Genomic DNA, 20,090 nt, shown 5'->3' on the forward strand with positions numbered 1-20,090 from the left:
TAAAACAAGTAAAACAAGCACTATCTTCACTAGTTGAAGATAGTTTTTGTTTTCTTATGAATCTTTAATATTGATGTAAAGAAGATTTGAAGTGATGGATAGAAAAGGCAAAGCGACGGAAAAAACCATTGGAGCGATGGATAGAAGACTCAGAGCGACGGATAAAACCATTGAAGTGACGGAAAGAAGGGCCAAAGCGACGGATATTTTGCGAAGTGACGGAAAGAAGAGTCAAAGCGACGGATAAACCCATCGAAGTGACGGATAGAAGAAACCGAGCGACGGAAAGAAGAGGCAAAACGACGGATAGCCATCGAGGTGACGGAAAGAAGAGCCGAAGCGACGGATAAAACCATCGAGGTGACGGAAAGAAGAGCCGAAGCGACGGATAAACCCATCGAAGTGACGGATGAAAGAAGCCGAGCGACGGAAAGAAGAGCCAAAACGACGGATAGCCAAAGAGGTGACGGAAAGAAGAGCCGAAGCGACGGATAAAACCAACGAAACGACGGATGAAAGAAGCCGAGCGACGGAAAGAAGAGCCAAAACGACGGATAGCCAAAGAGGTGACGGAAAGAAGAGCCGAAGCGACGGATAAAACCATCGAAACGACGGATGAAAGAAGCCGAGCGACGGAAAGAAGAGCCAAAACGACGGATAGCCAAAGAGGTGACGGAAAGAAGAGCCGAAGCGACGGATAGAGCCAACGAAACGACGGATGAAAGAAACCGAGCGACGGATAGCCAAAGAGGCGACGGAAAGAAGAGTCCGAACGACGGATAGAGCCAACGAAACGACGGATGAAAGAAGCCGAGTGACGGAAAGAAGAGCCAAAACGACGGATAGCCAACAAAGTGGCGGGAAGGTTCACGTTGCGCCTCGCTCCGATATTTGATGTTGAACCTTGCTCATCGCCAAAAGTAGAAACGATATTTATTAAAACGTATACCATGGAAGTTGATTTCAGTGAAAGCTAGGGGATTAGCGTCACAGATGAGACCCTGCAGCACAAGCGAAGTGGCTCATCGTACACCTGATAAGCGCCCAGTCGGAACGGAAAACCCCCACATTTTGAGGTGGAACTTGGAAATTAGGTCAATAGAAACCTAAATTAAGACGAGAATACAGTGAGTTAGGTTGATAGTCTCTATAATTAAAGTGAAATATGTATGCTAGTCCTATATTTATCGCATATAATAGTATAAATAGGAAACGGGGGTGCTGTACAATTGACACATTATGCAAAAGCTAAATTGCAAGAGGAAAAAGTATTCAAGGACCCAGTGCATCGTTATGTGCATGTACGGGATCAAGTAATTTGGGATTTAGTTGGTACGAAAGAATTTCAGCGATTACGTCGAATTCGCCAACTAGGTACAACGTTCTTAGTATTCCATGGAGCAGAGCATAGCCGCTTTAGTCACTCACTTGGCGTTTACGAAATTGTACGTCGCATAGTAGATGATATTTTTGAAGGGCGTCCTGAATGGGATGAAGATGAACGACTGCTTGTGCTTTGTGCAGCCCTTTTACACGATTTAGGGCACGGACCATTTTCACATGCTTTTGAAAATGTCTTTGAACTTGATCATGAATATTATACGAGACAAATTTTGCTCGGCGATACAGAAGTGAATGCAGTATTAAAAAAAGTATCAGCTGATTTTCCTGAGAAAGTATCGCAGGTAATTGAAAAAACATATCCGAATAAGCAGGTCGTCAGTTTAATATCGAGCCAAATCGATGCTGATCGTATGGATTACCTACAGCGCGATGCTTATTTCACTGGTGTAAGCTACGGTCATTTTGATATGGAACGGATCTTAAGAGTGATGCGTCCACGAAAAAATCAGGTCGTTATTAAAGCGACAGGCATGCATGCGGTAGAGGATTACATTATGAGCCGCTATCAAATGTACTTACAAATTTATTTCCACCCAGTGTCTCGCAGTGCAGAGGTTGTTTTAAATAATATTTTAAAACGCGCTAAGCAATTAAGCATGGCAGGCTACAAGTTTAAGCACGAGCCTACACATTTTTTAGCATTTTTCCGCAACTCCATAGAGCTTGAGGACTATCTTGCATTGGATGAAAGTATTCTTTTTACATATTTTCAACTGTGGATGCAAGAGGAAGATGCTATATTAAGTGACTTAAGTCGCCGCTTTGTTAATCGAAAGCTATTTCAGTACATCGATTTAGATCCAGGTGTCGAGCTAGTTAAATATCAAAAACTACAAGAGCTCTTCAAACAAGCTGATTTAAATCCAGAATATTATCTTGTTCATGATACGACGGCAGATTTACCTTATGATTTTTATCGACCAGGAGAGGAAGAAGTACGCGTTCCTATTTTCTTAGAAATGAAAAATGGAGAGCTGCGAGAACTATCTCGTGAATCTATTATTGTGGATTCCATTTCTGGCCGCATGAAGCGAGATCATAAAATATATTTCCCGCTTGATTTCTTAGAGGACAACAGTACCCATTCCGCTGTGAAAGCACAAATATTAACTTTACTACGAGAACAGAGAAAAAATTAAAAAGTTTTTAATGTATAAATCATGTATGTTGCATGAGAGCAATTTAATAGGATAACAACATATTGATAATGAAAAAACAGTAAAAGTACTCAATGAGAGTAATCTTTTACTGTTTTTTTGCTGTATAAAGATAAATGGAATGGAAAATATATAGAAACTTTTTGAATTATGTAAATAAAAAGTCCAGAATTGTTTAGAATTTGTTCAGTGGTCTTTATTATAATGAGGCTAAAACCCTAAAGGGGGTGAGGCCGATTATTAAAGGCGTCACAAAAGTAGCATGGATACATATAAATTTGTATATCACACATTCATAAGTCATCATGATTACCTATGCCGTGAAGTACTTATAAGAATGTATTCAGTTATGGCGACAAGTGAATTGAAGGAAAGAGGGAGCAACCTATTGTTTGTGGCATACCTTTCCAACGTTACGAAAGGATGCAACGTCGTCAGCAAACACCAACAGGTATCTCTCTGAACTTAGAAAAGGAGAGAAACATGAAAAAACTTAAACAATTAAACATAGCAATGATCTTATTGCTACTCGTATTCCAAACCGTACTATCACCGATTTCAGTGTTTGCGAGTGAAGTGGTTCCTAATACTGGTGTAACTGAAACGCCTGAAACCACTGGTACAACAAGTCCTGAAGAACCAGCAACAGATACTGGAACACCTGAACCACCAGTAAAGACTGAAGAAGTAAAAGATACTGTAACACCTCCAACTGAAACTGATAATAGTGGTGGGACAGTAGAAGAAACTCCAAAGGATGAACAAACTCCAGTTCAACCAGATGATTCAACTTCGACTGAGAAAAATGAAAATGGTGATGGGGCAACAGAAGGAGAGAAGTCATCAACAGAAGGTGATAAAGCAGCAACAGATGATACTGACAAAGACAAAGTGTTACCACCTAATACGGAAGATCCAAAAACGCTTGTGCGTGATCCAAAAGAAATCCCTTTGTCAGCAGTAGATTTTGAAATGTTGATTAATGGAGAAAAAGTTACATCTTCTTATAATAAGGAACTCCAACCAAATCAAAAATCAAATATTACATTCACATTTACAGTTAATTTAGAAGAAGCGCATAATGCTGGAGATTTCTTTACATTCGATTTACCAGCATCCATTATTGACTTCGAAAATAACTTTAATGGAAGTAAGAAAGCGGGTCTAAATAATCCTGCTTATTCTTATTCAACTAGTGGTCAAACAGTTACAGTTAAATTAGATGAAACGGTTACTGATCCAAACTTATTGGGTAGCGAAGCAAAGCTTATTGCTTCTTTTGAATCAGGGTTTAATTTGCAAGGCGACAGTTTGGAACAAGATCTTGTTATTCCACAGGGTTTAGCAGGGCAGGAAACAATTACATTGAACTTCTTGCCATCAACAAGCAATGCAAAGATTTCAAAAGAAAATAAAGGCGCTACTTCGAAAAACGGTGAACGCATTATTGATTGGGAAGTATGGGTTAATAAAGCTGGGAAGAACTTAAAAGATGCCACGCTAACAGATGTTACGACTGTTAACAATAGTGCAAGTCATGAAGTTGTACCTGGTTCTGTCCAAGTCACTAAATATGAAATGGGATTGCATGGTTATAAAGATGAGACAGCAGACCCTGACTACCTAATAGATGGGAACTTCAGTGATATTTCATTTAATGGAAGATATGCTTATAAAGTGAACTATCAAACGAAAGTAACTGAAGCTAATCCAGAAGGACTAAAAAATTTCAATAATACCGTTACTTTAACAAATGGTAGTGATACTGAAACATCTGATGTTGCTACACAGCCGATTAAGTATGGTGATGCTCTAGCGAAGAAATTTACTTCAGGGGATAACTACAAATCTTCATGGGAAATAAAGTACAACTATAATGAAGTGAAGGTTGATAACCCTGTTATTACAGATACACTTCCAGGTGCACATAAAATTGACACAAATTCAATTCAAGTATTTGAAGTAACTGTGGATGAAAACGGAAACGAAATTAGTTCTAATAAAATTACTTCTGGTTTCCATTCTGAAGCAATTACAGATGGCTTCAAGCTTACATTCGATAAGCCAGTAACAAAAGCTTATAAGATCACTTATGATGCAAACTATGATCAAGATTTCTACACAGGTTCTACTACAACATTAACAAATATCGTAGAAGCGGGCACGTATAAAAGACCAGCTTCACACACAATTAGCGAAAATATTTTAACAAAATCTCGTTCAGTAAACTTTGATACAAAAGAAATTACTTGGACAATTACAGTGTCAGCTGACAATAATACTACAAATGGTAAAGATATAACTGGCTTAGAAATTGTCGATAATTTTGAAACAAGTAGTAAGAATGGTAAACATACGCTTGTTGGCGGAAAAGATGGTATTACTGTAGACAAAATGACAGGTCATTCGATATCACTTATAGATGAAAATGACTTAAGCAAAGGCTTTAAAATAACAGGTGGTACTGTTAAAAAAGGTGAAACAGCAACTATCACGTATAAAACGTCTTATGAAATTGCAGATGATGGTTCTGTTATTCATAATGGATACGGTAATACAGCAACAGCCAATTGGATGAGTAGTGGTAAAACCTATACTGTAACTAAAACAGCAGACTATACACCAGCAACTACGACTGTCAATAATGGTAGTAAATCAGGGGGCTTTAATCATTTAACGCAAGAATTTACATGGAATGTTAAAGTCAACATTAATAAAAAAGATATTAATGGAGCACTATTAACAGACAATTTGGGTGATGGGCATAAAATCGTAGAAGATTCCTTTACAGTTTATCAATATACGCTTACAACAGACGATGATAATAAAGGTATTAAAGGAAATCCTTTAGACTCTAGTAAGTATGACTTAACGATTGCTCCTGATAATAAAAGTTATACGTTAAAGTTCAAGGATTTAGATAATAAAACAAATAATCAAGTGTACCTTGTCGAGTATAAATCAAAAGATTCTAATCATGTTTTAGGAATCGAATCAGATAAAGCTAGCGATAAAGGTGACACATATACAAACACGGCAACATTTAAAACTTTAAATGACACGAAGACATATACTTTAGAAGCGAAAGTTACGGTGGATGAAGCGAATAATTTATTATCAAAAAGTGTTCAACAAAATAGTGGTAAACAAACAATCATATGGACACTAGACGTTAATAAATCGCATTCAACATTAAAAAATGTCAAAGTATCAGATTTTCCATCAGGTTATTTAATGCTAATACCAGATTCTATTCAGATACGACCATATGTGGTGAACGAAACAGGAATCTCCGCTGAGGGTTCATGGGAGAGTCCAGCAAAATTCGGCGTAACTGTAGAGTACGATAAAGCATCAGGTGGCTTTACTTTAAACTTTGGTGATTTAACTAAGAAAGGCTACCAAGTGCGATATGAAACACTTGGATTAGGTAAACAGAATACAGGTTCAGGTAATCCAGAAGAAGAATTTAGCAATAAGGCGACAATGACTTTTGATGATTCTTCTGCTGCAAACCAGGGTACTGGATCACAAGTAGATAGGAAGTTTAATTTCAGTAGCTCAGATACGGATTTCCAATTAACAAAAGGAAACCTTAAGCTAAAGAAAATTGGCGTTAATCCAGCAACAGGTGACAAACAGGCACTTGCTGGCGTAGAGTTTGAATTAATCAAAAAAATTGGAAGCAATGTATATGTAATTGCTAAAGCAACTTCTAGTGATAAAGGTTACTTTGAATTTAACGCCATTAACTACGGCACATACTATGTGAGAGAGGTTAAGGCGCCGGACGATTATGCTAAAATGGATGATCAATTATTAAAACTAGATGCAACTACTGACTCCAATGTAGTACCTGAAAAAGTAACTGAAGTGGAAAATGTGAAAAAGATTACTTCTGGAGCTATGTGTCCTAACTTCACACTAACAATTAAAGATATTGATGGTGAGCTTGTTGTAAATAAAAAAATTACATTACAAGATGATAAGGGCAACATTAAATTTACAGGTACAACAAATAACGAGGGAAAAGTAATCATCCCACGAGAAGGTTCTGAGGCAGTTAAAGCAGGATCGTATAAAGTATTCGAGGGTGCTGAAGAACTTGGAACTGTGACTGTAAAATACAGTAAAGGTGAATGTCATGCTGAATTGCAGCCGCCTATAGCGTGTAAGCAATTTACAATCACGTTAAAAGACAAAGATAATAATCCACGTCCTCATGTTGCAGTAACATTAAAGGATAAGGATGGCAAAGTAATTATCTCGTCAAAAACTGATGAGAATGGTAAGTTGATTGTTCCTTCAAACCCTCCAGCAGGTAAGTATGATCTTTACGAAGGAAAACAATTCCTAAGTGAAGTGAATATAAGTTATAAAAAAGGCTGTGAAATTGAAGTACAACAAGCACCTTCTTGCCCTTCGTTTACATTAACTGTAAAAGATGTTGATGGAAAACCACGTGAAGGTGTAACCGTTACAATCAAAAATGAAGATACAAATGAAATTATTAAACAAACAATCGCCCCAACTGATAGTGAAGGGAAAGTAAAAATTAAAAATCTAGAACCAGGAAAATATGTGGTTTATGATGGAGCAAATGAAATTGGGAAGTTTACAGTAAATACAGACTGTGAAGCAACAGTTCAACCAATCCCAGCATGTCCACAATTTACACTAACGGTAAAAGATGAAAATGGCAAAGTGCGCCCTAATGTTGACAACATCACTATCAAAGATAAAACAGGCGCAATTATTGCTACAAACAAAACAACAAATGAATTAGGTCAGATTACTATTCCATCTGAAAACATTCCTTCAGGTGTGTACGATGTATATCAAGGTGATCTATACATTGGTCAAATAACGGTTCAATATTCAGTTAAATGTGAAGCAGAAATATCAGTAGCGCCTGCATGTCCTGCGTTTACATTAACTGTACAAACTGAGTTTGGAACGCCTCTTGCAAATGCTAAAATAACAGTGAAAGATGCAAAAGGTAATGTAATTAAAGGTGCGGATGGTAATGAAATTCTAACAACAAGTGTTATGGGAACAATTGTTTTACCAGACAAAGCTATTAAGCAAGGTACGTACTATGTGTATGAAGGAAGTCGTTTAATCGGCTCATTCACAGTAAAAGATACATGTTCTGCTATCGTAAAACCTTCATCAACAGGTGGAGGCGGCGGTGGCTGGACTCCTGACCCAGAAAAACCAGTTGATCCAAACAAGCCAAATCCAGATCCAGGGAAACCAGTTGATCCAAACAAACCGAACCCAGATCCAGGGAAACCAGTTGATCCAAACAAACCGAACCCAGATCCAGGGAAACCGGTTGATCCAAACAAACCGAACCCAGATCCGGAGAAACCAGTTGATCCAAACAAACCAAATCCAGATCCGGAGAAGCCAGTTGATCCAGAAAAACCAACAACAGAGTCAGAGAAGCCAGTTGATCCAGAAAAACCAACAACAGAGTCAGAGAAGCCAGTTGATCCTAAAAATCCAGGTAACTCAGCAACAGATACAAAAAATCCATCAAACCCTGGAAAACCATCTGTAACAGATGTCATTGATCAAGGTAAAAACTTACCGCCATACAATCCTTCTACAGCGAATAAAGACACACTAGATTCGTATAAGGATTTCCTTAATAAATACGATAATTTATCTAAAAAGGAACAGGCAGAAGTAGCAAGATCTCTTGATATTGACAAAATCAAAGCAGATGCTGAAAAAATGGAAGCTCAATTAAAGGCAGAAGGCAAACTGCCACAAACAAATGGAGCAAATCAAACAGCTCTTACACTAGTTGGTGTAGCTCTCGTTCTAGGAGCATTGTTCTTATTGCGTCGTCGCAAAACAGAAGTGAAATAATTTTCAATAAGAAAACCCCAAGATCATAAAAATCTTGGGGTTTTTCGTATACTAAAAAGTTTCTGATAGCTTTGCAGGTGCTTTGTCAAACGGATATTGCGCAACAAAATCTGCTTGAATGGCAAGTCTTTTCGTCCCTTTATCAGCGCATGTAACGAGGGTCAAAACGGTTTTATCAGGGATATCATCAATAACATAAACATCCGTGGCAGCGATGATTTCCTTAGTCGTTAATTTGTACTCATAAATATTCGTTAAGTCTGTTACATAAATCGTATCTCCTATATTTGCTTTGTATAAGGGGCTAAATAAAACATCTGTTTCTTCAAAGTAATGACCCGCTAATGCGTAGTTTCCTTGTCCCAGTTTTTGATTAGGCTTCATGGTGCCCGCTCCAACGGCTAGAGAGGCATTACCAACTCCTTTGACGATAGGAAGTTGCATATCAACACTAGGAACAGCGATACTACCAATGACAGGCATTTTATTAGCTGTTGTTTGAGCTTTTAAAACTTCTGCAATAGATAGTGATTGCACTGCTTCAAATTCAAAATCGGCATCCGCATTATTGTTCTTTTCAATATCCTCTGCACTGTAATCAGTTGTATTTAATTGCTTACTTAAATGAGTGATAATGGCATTTTGAATAGGATTAATAAAAATAAGTAAGAGGCCAATGATGAGCATACAAATGAGTAGTGTTAGTTTAAGTTTTTTCATTTCATAAATCACATCCTAGTATTGAAATTACGAATCGCTGGTAAAGGTGAAAACATCGCCGGTAACAGTTTGAGTTCCGCCGGTAAAAGTGAAAACATCGCCGCTAAAGTGTTGAGTTCCGCCGGTAAAGGTGAAAACATCGCCGGTAAAGGTTCGATTTCCGCCGGTAAAAGTAAAAACATCGCCGCAAAAGAGTCGAATACCGCCGCTAACAGATCAAACTCCGCCGCTAAAACTAAAAAAATCGGCAATCATATCCAGCCTTCGGAAAACGGTATGTATCGTCAATAACTCACCATACGTAAAAAGAGTAGAGCTTTATGCTGCTCTACCCATTAACTCATTATTTATCGCTGTGGAGCACGCCTGCAACGCCGTAATGGTTTTTAGGCATTTCTTCGATGAAAACTGTTACATTTTCTGCTGGTGCGTTAACTGTACGAGAAACGGCTTCTGTTACTTCTTTTACTAGTGCGCGTTTTTGTTCGTCTGTACGACCTTCAAGCATTTTCACTGTTACGTATGGCATAATATTGTCTCCTTTATTGAATAATGTTGTATAGTAAGTTTATCTCCATTCAGTAGAAGACTTCAACCTCTGAAGGTGGTAAGATGAATGCAGGTGTGGTTCTTTTTCCAAGAATGTCCAAACACCTACTGAATGAAGATAAAGCCTCCGGCGGATGTCACGGATTTTGAAAGGAATGAATAAAGGATGTTAGCCTAAAACCTTCGCATCCTGCGAAAACGGCTAACTGACCTGCAGCGTGCAGGCCTGAGCACAATTCAAAATCTGGACGCAATTACGCCAAGGCGAAATTGATAAGAAAGTATATAAACTTCTTACTCGTATTTAGGCATTTGCGCAATGCTAGTGTCGCTTTCGTTACGGCACTAATGCGCTAACTATGCTTTACTTTATAATAGCAGAATGGAGGTAATTAAAGTATGGCAAATGAAGAAAAATCAAAACAAAAAATGGGCTTTACTATTATTAAAAATGACCCGACAGATGGACATAAGGGATTTGGGATTGGTTCGCTTTCACTTGAAAACGTATCGCCAGTTATTATCGATACAGAAGAGGGGACGGCATCAGTTGAAATCGGTGCTATGCATGCTCGTAGTGATGTGGAACGTGGTATTAAATTTACGACAGATCGTGCTGATTCAGAGGGTGGAAAATCGTATTGGTTAGTATGGGTGACGATTGACCATAAAGAGGATGGACCTTATTATGCAGGTGTAACTGCGTGTGAAATGGTAGTCAATCGAGAAAAACGTCGAGGCTATAAAATTTTAGCTGATCATGTTAATAAAATGGATAAATCTATGAAGCGTCATATTATGGTAGAGCATATGGATGCACCATCTAAAAAAGTGTTAGCTTCTTTTCTAGAGGAGCTCAATCCAGAGCTGTGGGCACGTAGTGAGGACCAATTGCGTCAAGACTTAATTGCAGAATAGACTTGCAATGATTGAACAATCTGTGACAATTTGCAATCGCTTTCGATATAAGGTTGAAAGTGGGTTTGAAACAAAGTAAACTTGAGGCAGAGCTTACATTTTAGTAAGCTAGGACACTTGGTTTTCGCGAATGTGATGAGCACTATGTGGCATTTGAACAACCCAAACCCAAGCCAAATGCCCCATGATGCTCATCTACTTCGCGAACCATAAATAAGAAAAGCTTTCTGTTCCCACGGACACGGCTCCGGGGAAGAGAAAGCTTTTCTTTCTTTTTTTATATGTCTATTACTTTGTCGAGAGCCTTCGTTATTTAGAACGTGATTAACTAATAAAGGTTCCACATTATAAATTAATCTTTAAAAATTGAGAATGGGAGCATATTCCAAATTTCTCCCCACGTATCTCGATCGAGAATATCAAAGCTTTTTGAACATTTTTCAGTCGGTACATCCTTTTCGTCTACATAGACCAGACGTTGTTTAGGACAGGCATCTGTTGCGAGCTTACCTGTTTCCACATCGACGACCACACCTTTTACACCTTTAGGCTTTGTGAAATCCTCGTTCTTTGTTCCTTTATTGATAGCCTCCATATAGTCGATCCATATTTTCTTTGTCGCTGCAGTATCTTCTTTTGCTTCTATATTTTTTCCTTGGTCATAGCCGTTCCACACGCCAGCAGTTAAACTAGGTGTAAATCCAATTAACCATTGATCACTATTTGTAGAGCCAGATTTTGCTGCATACGTATGCGTCATACGATTGCGAATGCTAATCCCTGTAGCTGGAGAATAATCGCTAAATACAGGATCGAAAATACCTGTCATCATTTCTGTTAAGATAAACGTATCTTCTTTTGAGAGAACCGTCTCAGCTTCTTTAGTAGCTTCTTTACTTTCGTAAATGATATCACCATTAGCATCTTTAATAGAAATAATAGTAGTAGGAGCGGTTTCTTGACCCTGTGATGCTAAAATATTATAGGCATTCGTCATTTCATATAAAGTAGTTTCAGCTGTTCCTAGCGCGATCGATAAATTGTCCTTATCACCGATATTCACATTGAAGCGATCAGCCATCTCGTGAAATGCTTTAAATCCAATTTCCTCTAAAGTTTTAACTGCGTAAATATTATCAGAAATAGCGATAGCTTGTGCCATAGACATATCATGCGTTGCAAATTGACCGTTAACATTTTTAGGAGAATATGTTGAACGTCCTTTATCATAAGTGAAAGTTGTCTCACCTACATCTAAAAAAGTTAATGGCGTATAACCATTCTCTAAAGCTGCGGCATATAAAATAGGTTTAATGGTTGAACCTGGCTGACGTTTTGCCTGTGTAACCCTGTTAAATGAACTTGTAGCATAGTCACGGCCTCCGACTAGTGCTGTAACGGCACCTGTTTTGGAATCCATACTAACAAACGCGGCTTGGAGATCGTTAGCAGGCATATTTTTGGCTACAGCTTCTTCTGCTGCCTTTTGGTGTCCTTGATTAAGGGTTGTTTGGATAGTCCAGCCACCTTCACTAATGTCGAGATTTTTTGACTTCAAAATGTCACTAGCCTCTTGCCATGCTACGTCCAGGAAGTATGGTGCGACAGATTTTGTTGCTACCCAACTATCATTCTTTAAAACAAGCTTTTCACTTTCTGCACGTGTTTTTTCATCTTGCGTAATGACACTTTGATCGGCCATCAGCTTTAAAATAACGTGCTGGCGATCAGTTGCCTTATCTAGATTGGCGATAGGGGAGTAAATACTTGGTCCTTTTGGAATTCCAGTTAACATTGCTGATTCCGCAAGCGTTAAATCACTGGCAGATTTTCCGAAGTAAAATCGACTAGCTGCTTCTACACCGTACATACCATGTCCGTAGTAAACAGTATTTAAGTAGCCTTCCAGTATTTCATCCTTATCATAAAAAACTTCTATTCTATAAGCATACAGTGCTTCATTTAATTTTCGTGTCCAAGACTTTTCATGTGAAAGATATAGATTTCGAGCATATTGTTGTGTAATAGTACTTGCTCCTTGAACCTTACTTCCAGCCTTAAGGTCGACTAATAATGCACCAGCGATACGTGAAAAATCAAATCCTTTATGCTTATAAAAATCTTTATCCTCAACAGCGACCACTGCTGTTTTTAAATAGGGGGACATCTCATCAAGACTAACCCAATAGCGTCGTTCATTCGTAAAGTGATCCCCAATCTGGTTCTCATTTTCATCTAAGAAAATAGAGGCTTTAGGTACGGTTAGAGGCGGGGCACCAGCCACTTGAACATAGACGCGTAGAGCTATAAACGCTACTATAATAGCAGATGCAAAGGCGACAAAAAGGGTAAGTGCTTTGCGTGTCCGCTTTGTACGTTTTTGCTTACGTTGATAGCTTTTTCTCTTCATCCGACTTCACCTCGTTTTCTCACACTTGCATATAGTATGTGTCTGAACATTCATCTTTAATCGAAATTCTAGGTAAAAACTATTGCACTTTATTCAAAAACATCTATACTTTTTTTGTACTGTTTGAAATGCTAGTGTTCGACAAAAGAAAGACACTTTGTAAATTTTAATCGAATTTTGCTAGACATTCCAATAATGTATACGAGGATTCAAGGATAGAGGTTTCATTACAATCCTGTAAGTCCTTACTAGAGTAATGGTAATAATGAAATTAAATAGGATTAATTCCTAATAAAAGTGGAGGTCGAGCAATGAGATTTGATGAAGCTTATTCAGGAAATGTTTTTATAAAAAGTCATCCAACATATGAGGATGCTCAGGCAGTCATTTACGGTATGCCAATGGATTGGACAGTTAGTTATCGTCCGGGCTCACGATTTGGTCCGCAACGTATTCGTGAAGTATCGATTGGTCTAGAAGAATACAGCCCATATTTAGACCGTGAGCTAGAAGAAGTGAAATATTTTGATGCAGGAGATATACCGTTACCATTCGGGAATGCACAACGTTCTTTAGATGAAATTGAAAAGTATATCGAGAAGCTTTTAGCGGATGGCAAGATTCCAGTTGGCATGGGTGGCGAACATTTAGTATCTTGGCCTGTCATGAAGGCTGTATCAGCAAAGTATGATGACCTAGCAATTATCCACTTCGATGCACATACAGACTTACGTGTTGAATATGAAGGGGAGCCACTTTCTCACTCAACTCCTATTCGTAAAATTGCTGAACATATCGGACCAAAAAATGTGTATTCATTTGGTATTCGTTCAGGTATGAAGGAAGAATTCGAATGGGCGAAGGAAAATGGCATGCACATTTCAAAATTTGAAGTGCTAGAACCATTAAAAGAGGTATTACCATCTTTAGCGGGACGTAATGTTTACGTAACGATTGATATTGATGTACTCGATCCTGCACATGCACCAGGCACAGGAACAGTAGATTGCGGAGGAATTACATCAAAAGAATTACTAGCATCAATCCATGCAATCGCAGCAAGTAATGTTAATGTAGTTGGCTTTGACCTAGTTGAAGTTGCACCAATCTACGACACATCAGAAATGACAGCGAACACAGCGAGTAAATTGTTAAGAGAAATGATTTTGGGCTGGGTAAAATAATAAGGGCTTTGTAAATGTTGATATGAAGCGGTTTGAGTGGGGTTTAGCTATGAGCTAGCCCCACTTTTAGCCCCAATTGCCTTTAAACTCTCGCTAAATACTGTTACCGTTTGCGCCTCCATTTCCTGAAGAATGTGGGCATAAACTGTATGGATCATTTCAGGAGTATTTCCTAATCGTTCGGCAATCGCTTTGACAGGAATACTGTTATTCATAAGTATGCAACAGAAAACTTTATTGCACAGGCAGTTAAGGACGGTATTATTCAAGCTTCACATTTGAAGGATTTACAGAATAGAGACAACTGACGGTTTAATTGGGTTGTATATTACGATTCAGCGAAAACGTAGTAAGTAAACAAATGACCAGGTACTCGGTTTATTTGAGTACTTGGTATTTTTTTGTTTATGTACTTACTCTAATTTTCATTCAAAAACGACAGAAAGATCAGCATCATCTTCTCCTTATGACGTTAAATGTTAAACATGATGCACAGCCGATTTAGTAAGTTTTTTTGTGTATTTAAAATAATTTTTATTGTTTATCAAATATTTAACTTGACTACGTTTTAAGAAGTATGTAATATGAAATAAACTTCATGTGAAATAAACTTCATGTTTTGGAGAGGAGTATTGTATTGAAACGAAATTTATTTCAAAGATTATTAATATCGTTCCTTGCAATAATATTAGGTGTTATTAGTCTTTTGATGGATCCAACAGATAAAATTTCAGCAATTTATCTTTTCATTGCTGGTAGTATTATTTTGATTGTATCGATTACAATCTATTTGAGAAAATCAGAAAAAGAGGATGATTTATCCAAAGAATATGATGAAAGAGATGCTCTTATTGAAGGACAAACTTCAAATATAACTATGCAAGGTATAACTGCATTAATAATAGTTTTGATGTTTTTGAGTAATTTTATTGTATTATCTGTAAAAGTGGTTCTTTTACTATTATTAGTCGCTCTTTTCATCCTCAATACTGTAACTAAGTTTTTCTATGAACGAGTCCTTTAATTCTAAAGGAGGATGAATATGGAAAATAGAGTACGAGATTTAAGAAAACAGCATAATTTAACTCAACAAGAATTGGCTGATCGTGTAAGTGTATCTTCAAGAACGATTATTTCACTTGAGAATCAGAAGTATAATCCATCTGTACTACTTGCATATAAGATAGCTTCAGTTTTTAATTTATCAATTGAAGAAACTTTTATTTTTGATGAGGATGACAAATAACACATTTCATAGAGATGCACATATAAAATAAACAACGGAGGAATTTAAATGATGTATATTATAGGACTAATTTTGGGGGTAGGTTTAGTAGTTTGGGGAATTTATCGTATGAGAACAGATGATGGCTTATTTGGAAAAAATCAAAAAAGCAAAAACGTATTCAATTTACTGTTAATGGGAGAAGCTTCAGGAGTAGGACAATTTTTGGGTGGAATTATCTTAATTATTGCAGTGATTATTGGATTTTTTGTGAAGTAGAAATAAATATGAATTTCAATTTCCCACTGAAACAAATTCCGCATAGGGATGAAAAAAGTCAGACGGCTGAACTTTCTCACAGCTATGTTTTACCGCTTCGAAAATTTCGAAGTCGTTAGTGGCTCCGAATGAGGTATAAATAATTTAATGACCGCTTTATACAAAAAGCATCCGCTCGTAGAGAGTAGATGCTTTTTGTTAATTCATTTCAGGTGTATATTCAATTAAGTCAGAAAGCTTACAATCGAAATCAGGAAAGGAATGCCATTTAAGATGAATATTAAAGAACAAATACAAAGAATTGATTCTTTAGAATTTGAGTTATTTCAACAAAAATTAGAATTAGTTATTGAAAAAGCATATCTAAAAGGTGTACAAGATGGACAAACGAAGTACAATTACGAGCCAGTGTTAACTAAGAAGGATTTAATGAAAATCTTCCAATCTTCAACAGCAACAATTAACAGACTCGTATTAAGAAAGGATTTTCCGAAACTTACAACTTTAGCTGGAAAGTATCCACGAGATGAAGTATTCGAGTGGATAAAAAATAATTCATTTTATTTGATAGTTTTTAGGAAGTTTAATCCTTCTTTATTACTTGCCAATAAAATTGCATCGATTATTAACCAATCGTATAGAAGAAGTTTTTATTTTTGATGAAAATGACGAATAAAGAGATTATTTAACATGTAAGGTTTAGTAAATTTTTCTATTATTTTTGGGGTTGTTTTAACTGCTTGGGGAATTTATTAAATGAAACAGACGATGCTTTGTTTGGAAAGTCTCAAAAAAGCAAAAATATTTTTAACCTGTTTTTATTTGGGGAGGCATCTGGAATTGGTCAATTTTTAGGTGGAAAGCAAAAGACCAGGACTCACTTAATTAATGATTTCCTAGTCTTTTTGTGTTTATTCACCTTGAAATTCCTTTTATCGAGCTTCTATTATCTGCTTTAATTCTGCTAAATCGTCTGCTTGAATATTTTAGTTACCATTTCTTGCTGGATGTTTGTCTCACTGCTCTGTTCTATTATAAAAAAGCAATGTCCCCCAAATGCATTCTAGGACATTGCCAAAACCGCTCGTACAACCGGTGAATTATTTATTGAAGCGTACAAGGCGCTCAATTGGAAGACGTGAAGAGCCATAAGCTGGGCCAGCTGCCTCGCCAATCGCTAGTAATAAAATAGGCACTTCGTTCGGTGGTAACTCCATATATTCAACAAATTTTGATTTGTCGAAGCCACCCATTGCGACTGTATCATAGCCCATTTCCTTCGCTAATAGCATAATTTGCATTGAAATTAAACCTGCGTCAAAGTGAACGATATTTAGTAGTGCCTCTTTTGGAATCGCACTATACATTGCTAGAGAGTCCTGTGCAAGCTTCCTTGCAATTTCTTCAGGCATATAGCCTAGCTCAACATTTTTTGCATAAATTTCCTCTGCATTTAGATACATTTCTGTATCTCCAATGACAGCGATAATGGCAGATGCTGTTTCGATTTGTTCTTGATTAAATGAAAAAATATTAATGTTTTTTTGGATTTCTTTATCATCGATGACGATAAAGCGCCATGGTTGCAAATTACTTGAAGATGGAGATGAAGTTGCATCTTGTAACAGTTGCATAATCGTTTCACGAGAAATCGTTGTGTTAGCATTGTATTTACGAACAGATTTACGCTCGTGCATAATTTGTTTTACTGGTGTAGTTGTTGTCATATTATTTCCCTCTTTTACTATATATTAATTAAACTGCTTTAATTGTTACGTTGATATTGCCCATTGTCGCTTTTGAATATGGACAAACGGTATGTGTAAACTCTAATAATTGTTGTGCTTCTTCAATTGATAAGCCTTCAATATGTCCTTCAATGTCAACAGCAAGCACGTAGTCAAATGCAGCTTGCGCCATTAATTTAACTGTTACTTTAATTGTTGATGCCCCTTGGATTTTCTTTTGGCGTTTAATCAAATCTAACGCGCTATTAAAGCAAGCGCTATAACCTGCCGCAAATAGTTGTTCTGGGTTTGTAACATCCGCTAATTTCGAGCCAGGTGGTGCAATATTTAATGATAGCGATTGATCCTCTGAATACGATTTACCATTACGGCCACCGTCATTAATCATTGTTGTTGTATATAATTCTTTCATTAGATAAAACTCCTTTTCTGCGGCACCAATCAATTAGGTTGCATACAATTTAATTTTGCAAAATTGATTGTACACAATTTAATTGTGTTTGACAAGTAGAAACTTTATTTTTAATATAAAAAGTATCAAAAGTACTTAAAGAGGGGATTACTATGCCGAATCATTTAGATAATCAACTTTGCTTTTTATTGTATGCGACTTCAAAGGAAATCATTCGACAATATACGATGCTATTAAAGCCATACGATTTAACTTATACCGGTTATATCGCCATACTAGCTCTACAGGACGATGAGCAAATTACGGTGAAGGGATTGGGGCAACGTTTATTTTTAGACTCTGGTACATTAACACCAGTACTAAAAAAGTTAGAGGTAAAAGGCTACGTCTGTCGTGAGCGTTCCAAGGAAGACGAGCGACAAATGCAAATCTATTTAACAAAAGCAGGAATTGAAGTACGCCAAAAGCTACCTGAAGTGTCACGTCAAGTAATGAAGTTATCGAATATTACAGAGCAGCAGTATATGCAGCTGAAAATCGTCCTTCAAGATATCTTACAAAACGACTGGCCAATTAAGGATGAAAAACTGGGGAAATAAGCTAAACATTTATGCAAACGAATCTATTGTGATTTACAAAAAAAGGTACTTATTTGATTCATTCAGAATCAAATAAGTACCTTTTTATAGGCTCTACTTGTTGTGAGCAAAATACATTGATACAAGTTAGATGATAAACATCTTGCTAAAGATGCCACACATTTCGAATCACGCGATGCAGCGAAACCTTCGGGGAAAAAGAGCCTGCACCACCAAAAAACGTGGACGAAAATCAAAAGAAGAACGAGACTCTTGGCTCATGAAACAGGAAGAAAGCAAAGCCAATCAGTCAACTTATGAAAAAGAAATCAAGGACAAACTCGATACACTGAGGCAAAAAGGCCCACCGAACCGAATTGGGCATCAAAAAGAACAGTAACTGCAAAAATACGTTTTGGTATAGTTTTAAAGGACATCTCGCGGATACAACAAAGAGTCAATATATTGTTGGACGCCTCATGACATCTGCCAATTTGTTAGATAGTAAAGTAGCGATTCCTCCTTCCTAAGATTTTTTGAAACAATCAAGCTAATACTATACTGCACATTTTTTGGATTATTATTTTGTATCTCGAGTTATTTACATATCTACTTTTAAAATTATTTATTGTTTAAATTAAACAAATTAAGTAAACACTAAAATTTGTAAAGGGGGAATCGCTATGAATATAAATGTGATTCTCCCCCTTTAAACATCTCCTATAGTTCATAGCGATTATCATTCCGGTCAATTTACTAAATTACCTGGTTTACTATTTATAGATTGCGGAAGACTATCACGGTCATTAAGCTAGTTATAGAAAGGCACAGGACGCTCTCACCGTACTTTGTCCTCCACAGATGATGAATTTAGTTGATTTCTTATTTAAACGCCCATCAGTCTTACTATTAGCCCTACAAATACGGCTTTTAAATGGTGATTTCCTTTGTAAAATGTTTGATAATTCAGATGATTGCGAGAACTGTAAACTGCCATCCTTTTTGACTTTTCTCTCTTAACCCTTTACAGTCGAAATGTTCACAAATTTTCAACATTGGAGGATTATAATGAACATTATAATAAAAGAAACTTTAATCTCTGCAGAATCTTTACAAGCAAAAGTAAAAGAACTAGCACTACAAATTGAACGCGACTTTGAAAGCGAAGAAATCGTAATAATTGCGGTATTAAAAGGTTCTTTCGTTTTTGCTGCTGATTTAATTCGTCACATAAAAAATGAAGTAACAATCGACTTTATCTCTGCGTCTAGTTACGGCAACCAAACGGAAACAACAGGAAAAGTGAAGTTATTAAAAGATATCGATGTCAATATTACAGACAAAAACGTAATTGTCGTAGAAGACATTATTGATTCCGGCTTAACACTTCACTTCTTAAAAGACCACTTCTTAATGCATAAGCCAAAAGCACTGAAACTCTGTACATTACTTGATAAACCAGAGCGCCGTAAAGTTGACTTAAAAGCTGAATACGTTGGCTTCCAAATTCCAGATGAATTTATCGTTGGCTATGGTATTGACTTTGCTGAAAAATATCGTAACTTACCATATATTGCATCGGTTGCAACAGAAAAATAAATCAAATATAACTTTCATCGATTTCTG

17 protein-coding genes are annotated in these 20,090 nt (G+C 36.9%); 11 read left to right on the forward strand and 6 right to left on the reverse strand.

All coding sequences use genetic code 11. The features are described 5' to 3' along the window. Positions 1-64 precede the first annotated feature (64 nt). Entirely contained in the window at positions 65-952 is an 888-nt protein-coding gene (locus QRN68_RS20980; protein ID WP_285398948.1) for a hypothetical protein, read from the reverse strand. A gap of 277 nt (positions 953-1,229) precedes the next feature. On the opposite strand from QRN68_RS20980, the gene QRN68_RS20985 reads away from it, so the two are divergent. Further along, entirely contained in the window at positions 1,230-2,543 is a 1,314-nt protein-coding gene (locus QRN68_RS20985) for an HD domain-containing protein (RefSeq protein WP_285398949.1), read from the forward strand. A gap of 501 nt (positions 2,544-3,044) precedes the next feature. Beyond that, positions 3,045-8,441, forward strand: a complete 5,397-nt coding sequence (locus tag QRN68_RS20990; protein WP_285398950.1) for a collagen binding domain-containing protein — start codon at positions 3,045-3,047, stop codon at positions 8,439-8,441. A 51-nt stretch (positions 8,442-8,492) separates the two neighbouring features. On the opposite strand, the gene QRN68_RS20995 is transcribed toward QRN68_RS20990, so the two are convergent. After that, positions 8,493-9,161: a class A sortase gene (locus QRN68_RS20995; protein WP_285398951.1), complete on the reverse strand. Its 669-nt coding sequence runs from the start codon at positions 9,159-9,161 to the stop codon at positions 8,493-8,495. A gap of 21 nt (positions 9,162-9,182) precedes the next feature. Here QRN68_RS20995 and QRN68_RS21000 point away from each other — a divergent pair, with 21 nt between their 5' ends. Then, positions 9,183-9,452: a hypothetical protein gene (locus QRN68_RS21000; RefSeq protein WP_285398952.1), complete on the forward strand. Its 270-nt coding sequence runs from the start codon at positions 9,183-9,185 to the stop codon at positions 9,450-9,452. A gap of 52 nt (positions 9,453-9,504) precedes the next feature. On the opposite strand, the gene QRN68_RS21005 is transcribed toward QRN68_RS21000, so the two are convergent. Further along, on the reverse strand, positions 9,505-9,690 hold the full coding sequence (locus QRN68_RS21005; RefSeq protein ID WP_068985249.1) for a 2-hydroxymuconate tautomerase: 186 nt from the start codon (positions 9,688-9,690) through the stop codon (positions 9,505-9,507). A 419-nt stretch (positions 9,691-10,109) separates the two neighbouring features. Between QRN68_RS21005 and QRN68_RS21010 the strand changes: the two genes are divergently transcribed. After that, positions 10,110-10,628: a YwhD family protein gene (locus QRN68_RS21010; RefSeq protein WP_285398954.1), complete on the forward strand. Its 519-nt coding sequence runs from the start codon at positions 10,110-10,112 to the stop codon at positions 10,626-10,628. A 352-nt stretch (positions 10,629-10,980) separates the two neighbouring features. Here the strand turns inward: QRN68_RS21010 and QRN68_RS21015 are convergent, their stop codons facing one another. After that, positions 10,981-13,038, reverse strand: a complete 2,058-nt coding sequence (locus tag QRN68_RS21015; protein WP_285398955.1) for a transglycosylase domain-containing protein — start codon at positions 13,036-13,038, stop codon at positions 10,981-10,983. A gap of 311 nt (positions 13,039-13,349) precedes the next feature. Between QRN68_RS21015 and speB the strand changes: the two genes are divergently transcribed. From speB to QRN68_RS21040, 5 genes are all read left to right on the forward strand, one after another. Next, positions 13,350-14,222 carry an agmatinase gene (gene speB, locus QRN68_RS21020; RefSeq protein WP_285398956.1) on the forward strand — a complete coding sequence of 291 codons (873 nt, stop codon included), beginning with the start codon at positions 13,350-13,352 and terminating at the stop codon, positions 14,220-14,222. A gap of 637 nt (positions 14,223-14,859) precedes the next feature. Further along, entirely contained in the window at positions 14,860-15,246 is a 387-nt protein-coding gene (locus QRN68_RS21025) for a DUF2178 domain-containing protein (RefSeq protein WP_285398957.1), read from the forward strand. Positions 15,247-15,264: 18 nt separating this feature from the next. Beyond that, positions 15,265-15,468, forward strand: coding sequence for a helix-turn-helix transcriptional regulator (locus QRN68_RS21030; RefSeq protein ID WP_285398959.1), 204 nt, complete (start codon positions 15,265-15,267; stop codon positions 15,466-15,468). A gap of 48 nt (positions 15,469-15,516) precedes the next feature. After that, on the forward strand, positions 15,517-15,726 hold the full coding sequence (locus tag QRN68_RS21035) for a hypothetical protein (RefSeq protein ID WP_285398960.1): 210 nt from the start codon (positions 15,517-15,519) through the stop codon (positions 15,724-15,726). A gap of 261 nt (positions 15,727-15,987) precedes the next feature. Further along, positions 15,988-16,386, forward strand: a complete 399-nt coding sequence (locus tag QRN68_RS21040) for a helix-turn-helix transcriptional regulator (protein WP_285398962.1) — start codon at positions 15,988-15,990, stop codon at positions 16,384-16,386. 440 nt (positions 16,387-16,826) lie between these two features. Here the strand turns inward: QRN68_RS21040 and QRN68_RS21045 are convergent, their stop codons facing one another. Then, complete coding sequence (locus QRN68_RS21045; RefSeq protein WP_285398964.1) at positions 16,827-17,453, reverse strand: nitroreductase family protein; 627 nt, start codon at positions 17,451-17,453, stop codon at positions 16,827-16,829. A gap of 28 nt (positions 17,454-17,481) precedes the next feature. Next, positions 17,482-17,886 carry an Ohr family peroxiredoxin gene (locus tag QRN68_RS21050; protein ID WP_285398965.1) on the reverse strand — a complete coding sequence of 135 codons (405 nt, stop codon included), beginning with the start codon at positions 17,884-17,886 and terminating at the stop codon, positions 17,482-17,484. 152 nt (positions 17,887-18,038) lie between these two features. Here QRN68_RS21050 and QRN68_RS21055 point away from each other — a divergent pair, with 152 nt between their 5' ends. Beyond that, positions 18,039-18,485 (forward strand): MarR family winged helix-turn-helix transcriptional regulator, encoded by a 447-nt coding sequence (locus tag QRN68_RS21055; protein WP_285398966.1) that lies wholly within the window; start codon positions 18,039-18,041, stop codon positions 18,483-18,485. A 1,047-nt stretch (positions 18,486-19,532) separates the two neighbouring features. Continuing rightward, the gene (gene hpt / locus QRN68_RS21060) at positions 19,533-20,063 is read left to right on the forward strand and encodes a hypoxanthine phosphoribosyltransferase (RefSeq protein WP_285398968.1); all 531 of its coding nucleotides are present in this window, start codon (positions 19,533-19,535) and stop codon (positions 20,061-20,063) included. The last annotated feature ends 27 nt before the right edge of the window (positions 20,064-20,090 follow it).

It is taken from the genome of Lysinibacillus sp. fls2-241-R2A-57, from assembly GCF_030209535.1.
In the GTDB taxonomy this organism is placed as follows: domain Bacteria; phylum Bacillota; class Bacilli; order Bacillales_A; family Planococcaceae; genus Lysinibacillus.

Excerpts from the sequence above, each read along its gene's own strand:
- QRN68_RS20980 (WP_285398948.1), bottom strand. The coding sequence starts at position 952 with ATGGTATACGTTTTAATAAATATCGTTTCTACTTTTGGCGATGAGCAA.
- QRN68_RS20990 (WP_285398950.1), top strand. The coding sequence starts at position 3,045 with ATGAAAAAACTTAAACAATTAAACATAGCAATGATCTTATTGCTACTC.
- QRN68_RS20995 (WP_285398951.1), bottom strand. The coding sequence starts at position 9,161 with ATGAAAAAACTTAAACTAACACTACTCATTTGTATGCTCATCATTGGC.
- QRN68_RS21005 (WP_068985249.1), bottom strand. The coding sequence starts at position 9,690 with ATGCCATACGTAACAGTGAAAATGCTTGAAGGTCGTACAGACGAACAA.
- QRN68_RS21010 (WP_285398954.1), top strand. The coding sequence starts at position 10,110 with ATGGCAAATGAAGAAAAATCAAAACAAAAAATGGGCTTTACTATTATT.
- QRN68_RS21015 (WP_285398955.1), bottom strand. The coding sequence starts at position 13,038 with ATGAAGAGAAAAAGCTATCAACGTAAGCAAAAACGTACAAAGCGGACA.
- speB (WP_285398956.1), top strand. The coding sequence starts at position 13,350 with ATGAGATTTGATGAAGCTTATTCAGGAAATGTTTTTATAAAAAGTCAT.
- QRN68_RS21030 (WP_285398959.1), top strand. The coding sequence starts at position 15,265 with ATGGAAAATAGAGTACGAGATTTAAGAAAACAGCATAATTTAACTCAA.
- QRN68_RS21035 (WP_285398960.1), top strand. The coding sequence starts at position 15,517 with ATGATGTATATTATAGGACTAATTTTGGGGGTAGGTTTAGTAGTTTGG.
- QRN68_RS21040 (WP_285398962.1), top strand. The coding sequence starts at position 15,988 with ATGCCATTTAAGATGAATATTAAAGAACAAATACAAAGAATTGATTCT.
- QRN68_RS21045 (WP_285398964.1), bottom strand. The coding sequence starts at position 17,453 with ATGACAACAACTACACCAGTAAAACAAATTATGCACGAGCGTAAATCT.
- QRN68_RS21050 (WP_285398965.1), bottom strand. The coding sequence starts at position 17,886 with ATGAAAGAATTATATACAACAACAATGATTAATGACGGTGGCCGTAAT.
- QRN68_RS21055 (WP_285398966.1), top strand. The coding sequence starts at position 18,039 with ATGCCGAATCATTTAGATAATCAACTTTGCTTTTTATTGTATGCGACT.
- hpt (WP_285398968.1), top strand. The coding sequence starts at position 19,533 with ATGAACATTATAATAAAAGAAACTTTAATCTCTGCAGAATCTTTACAA.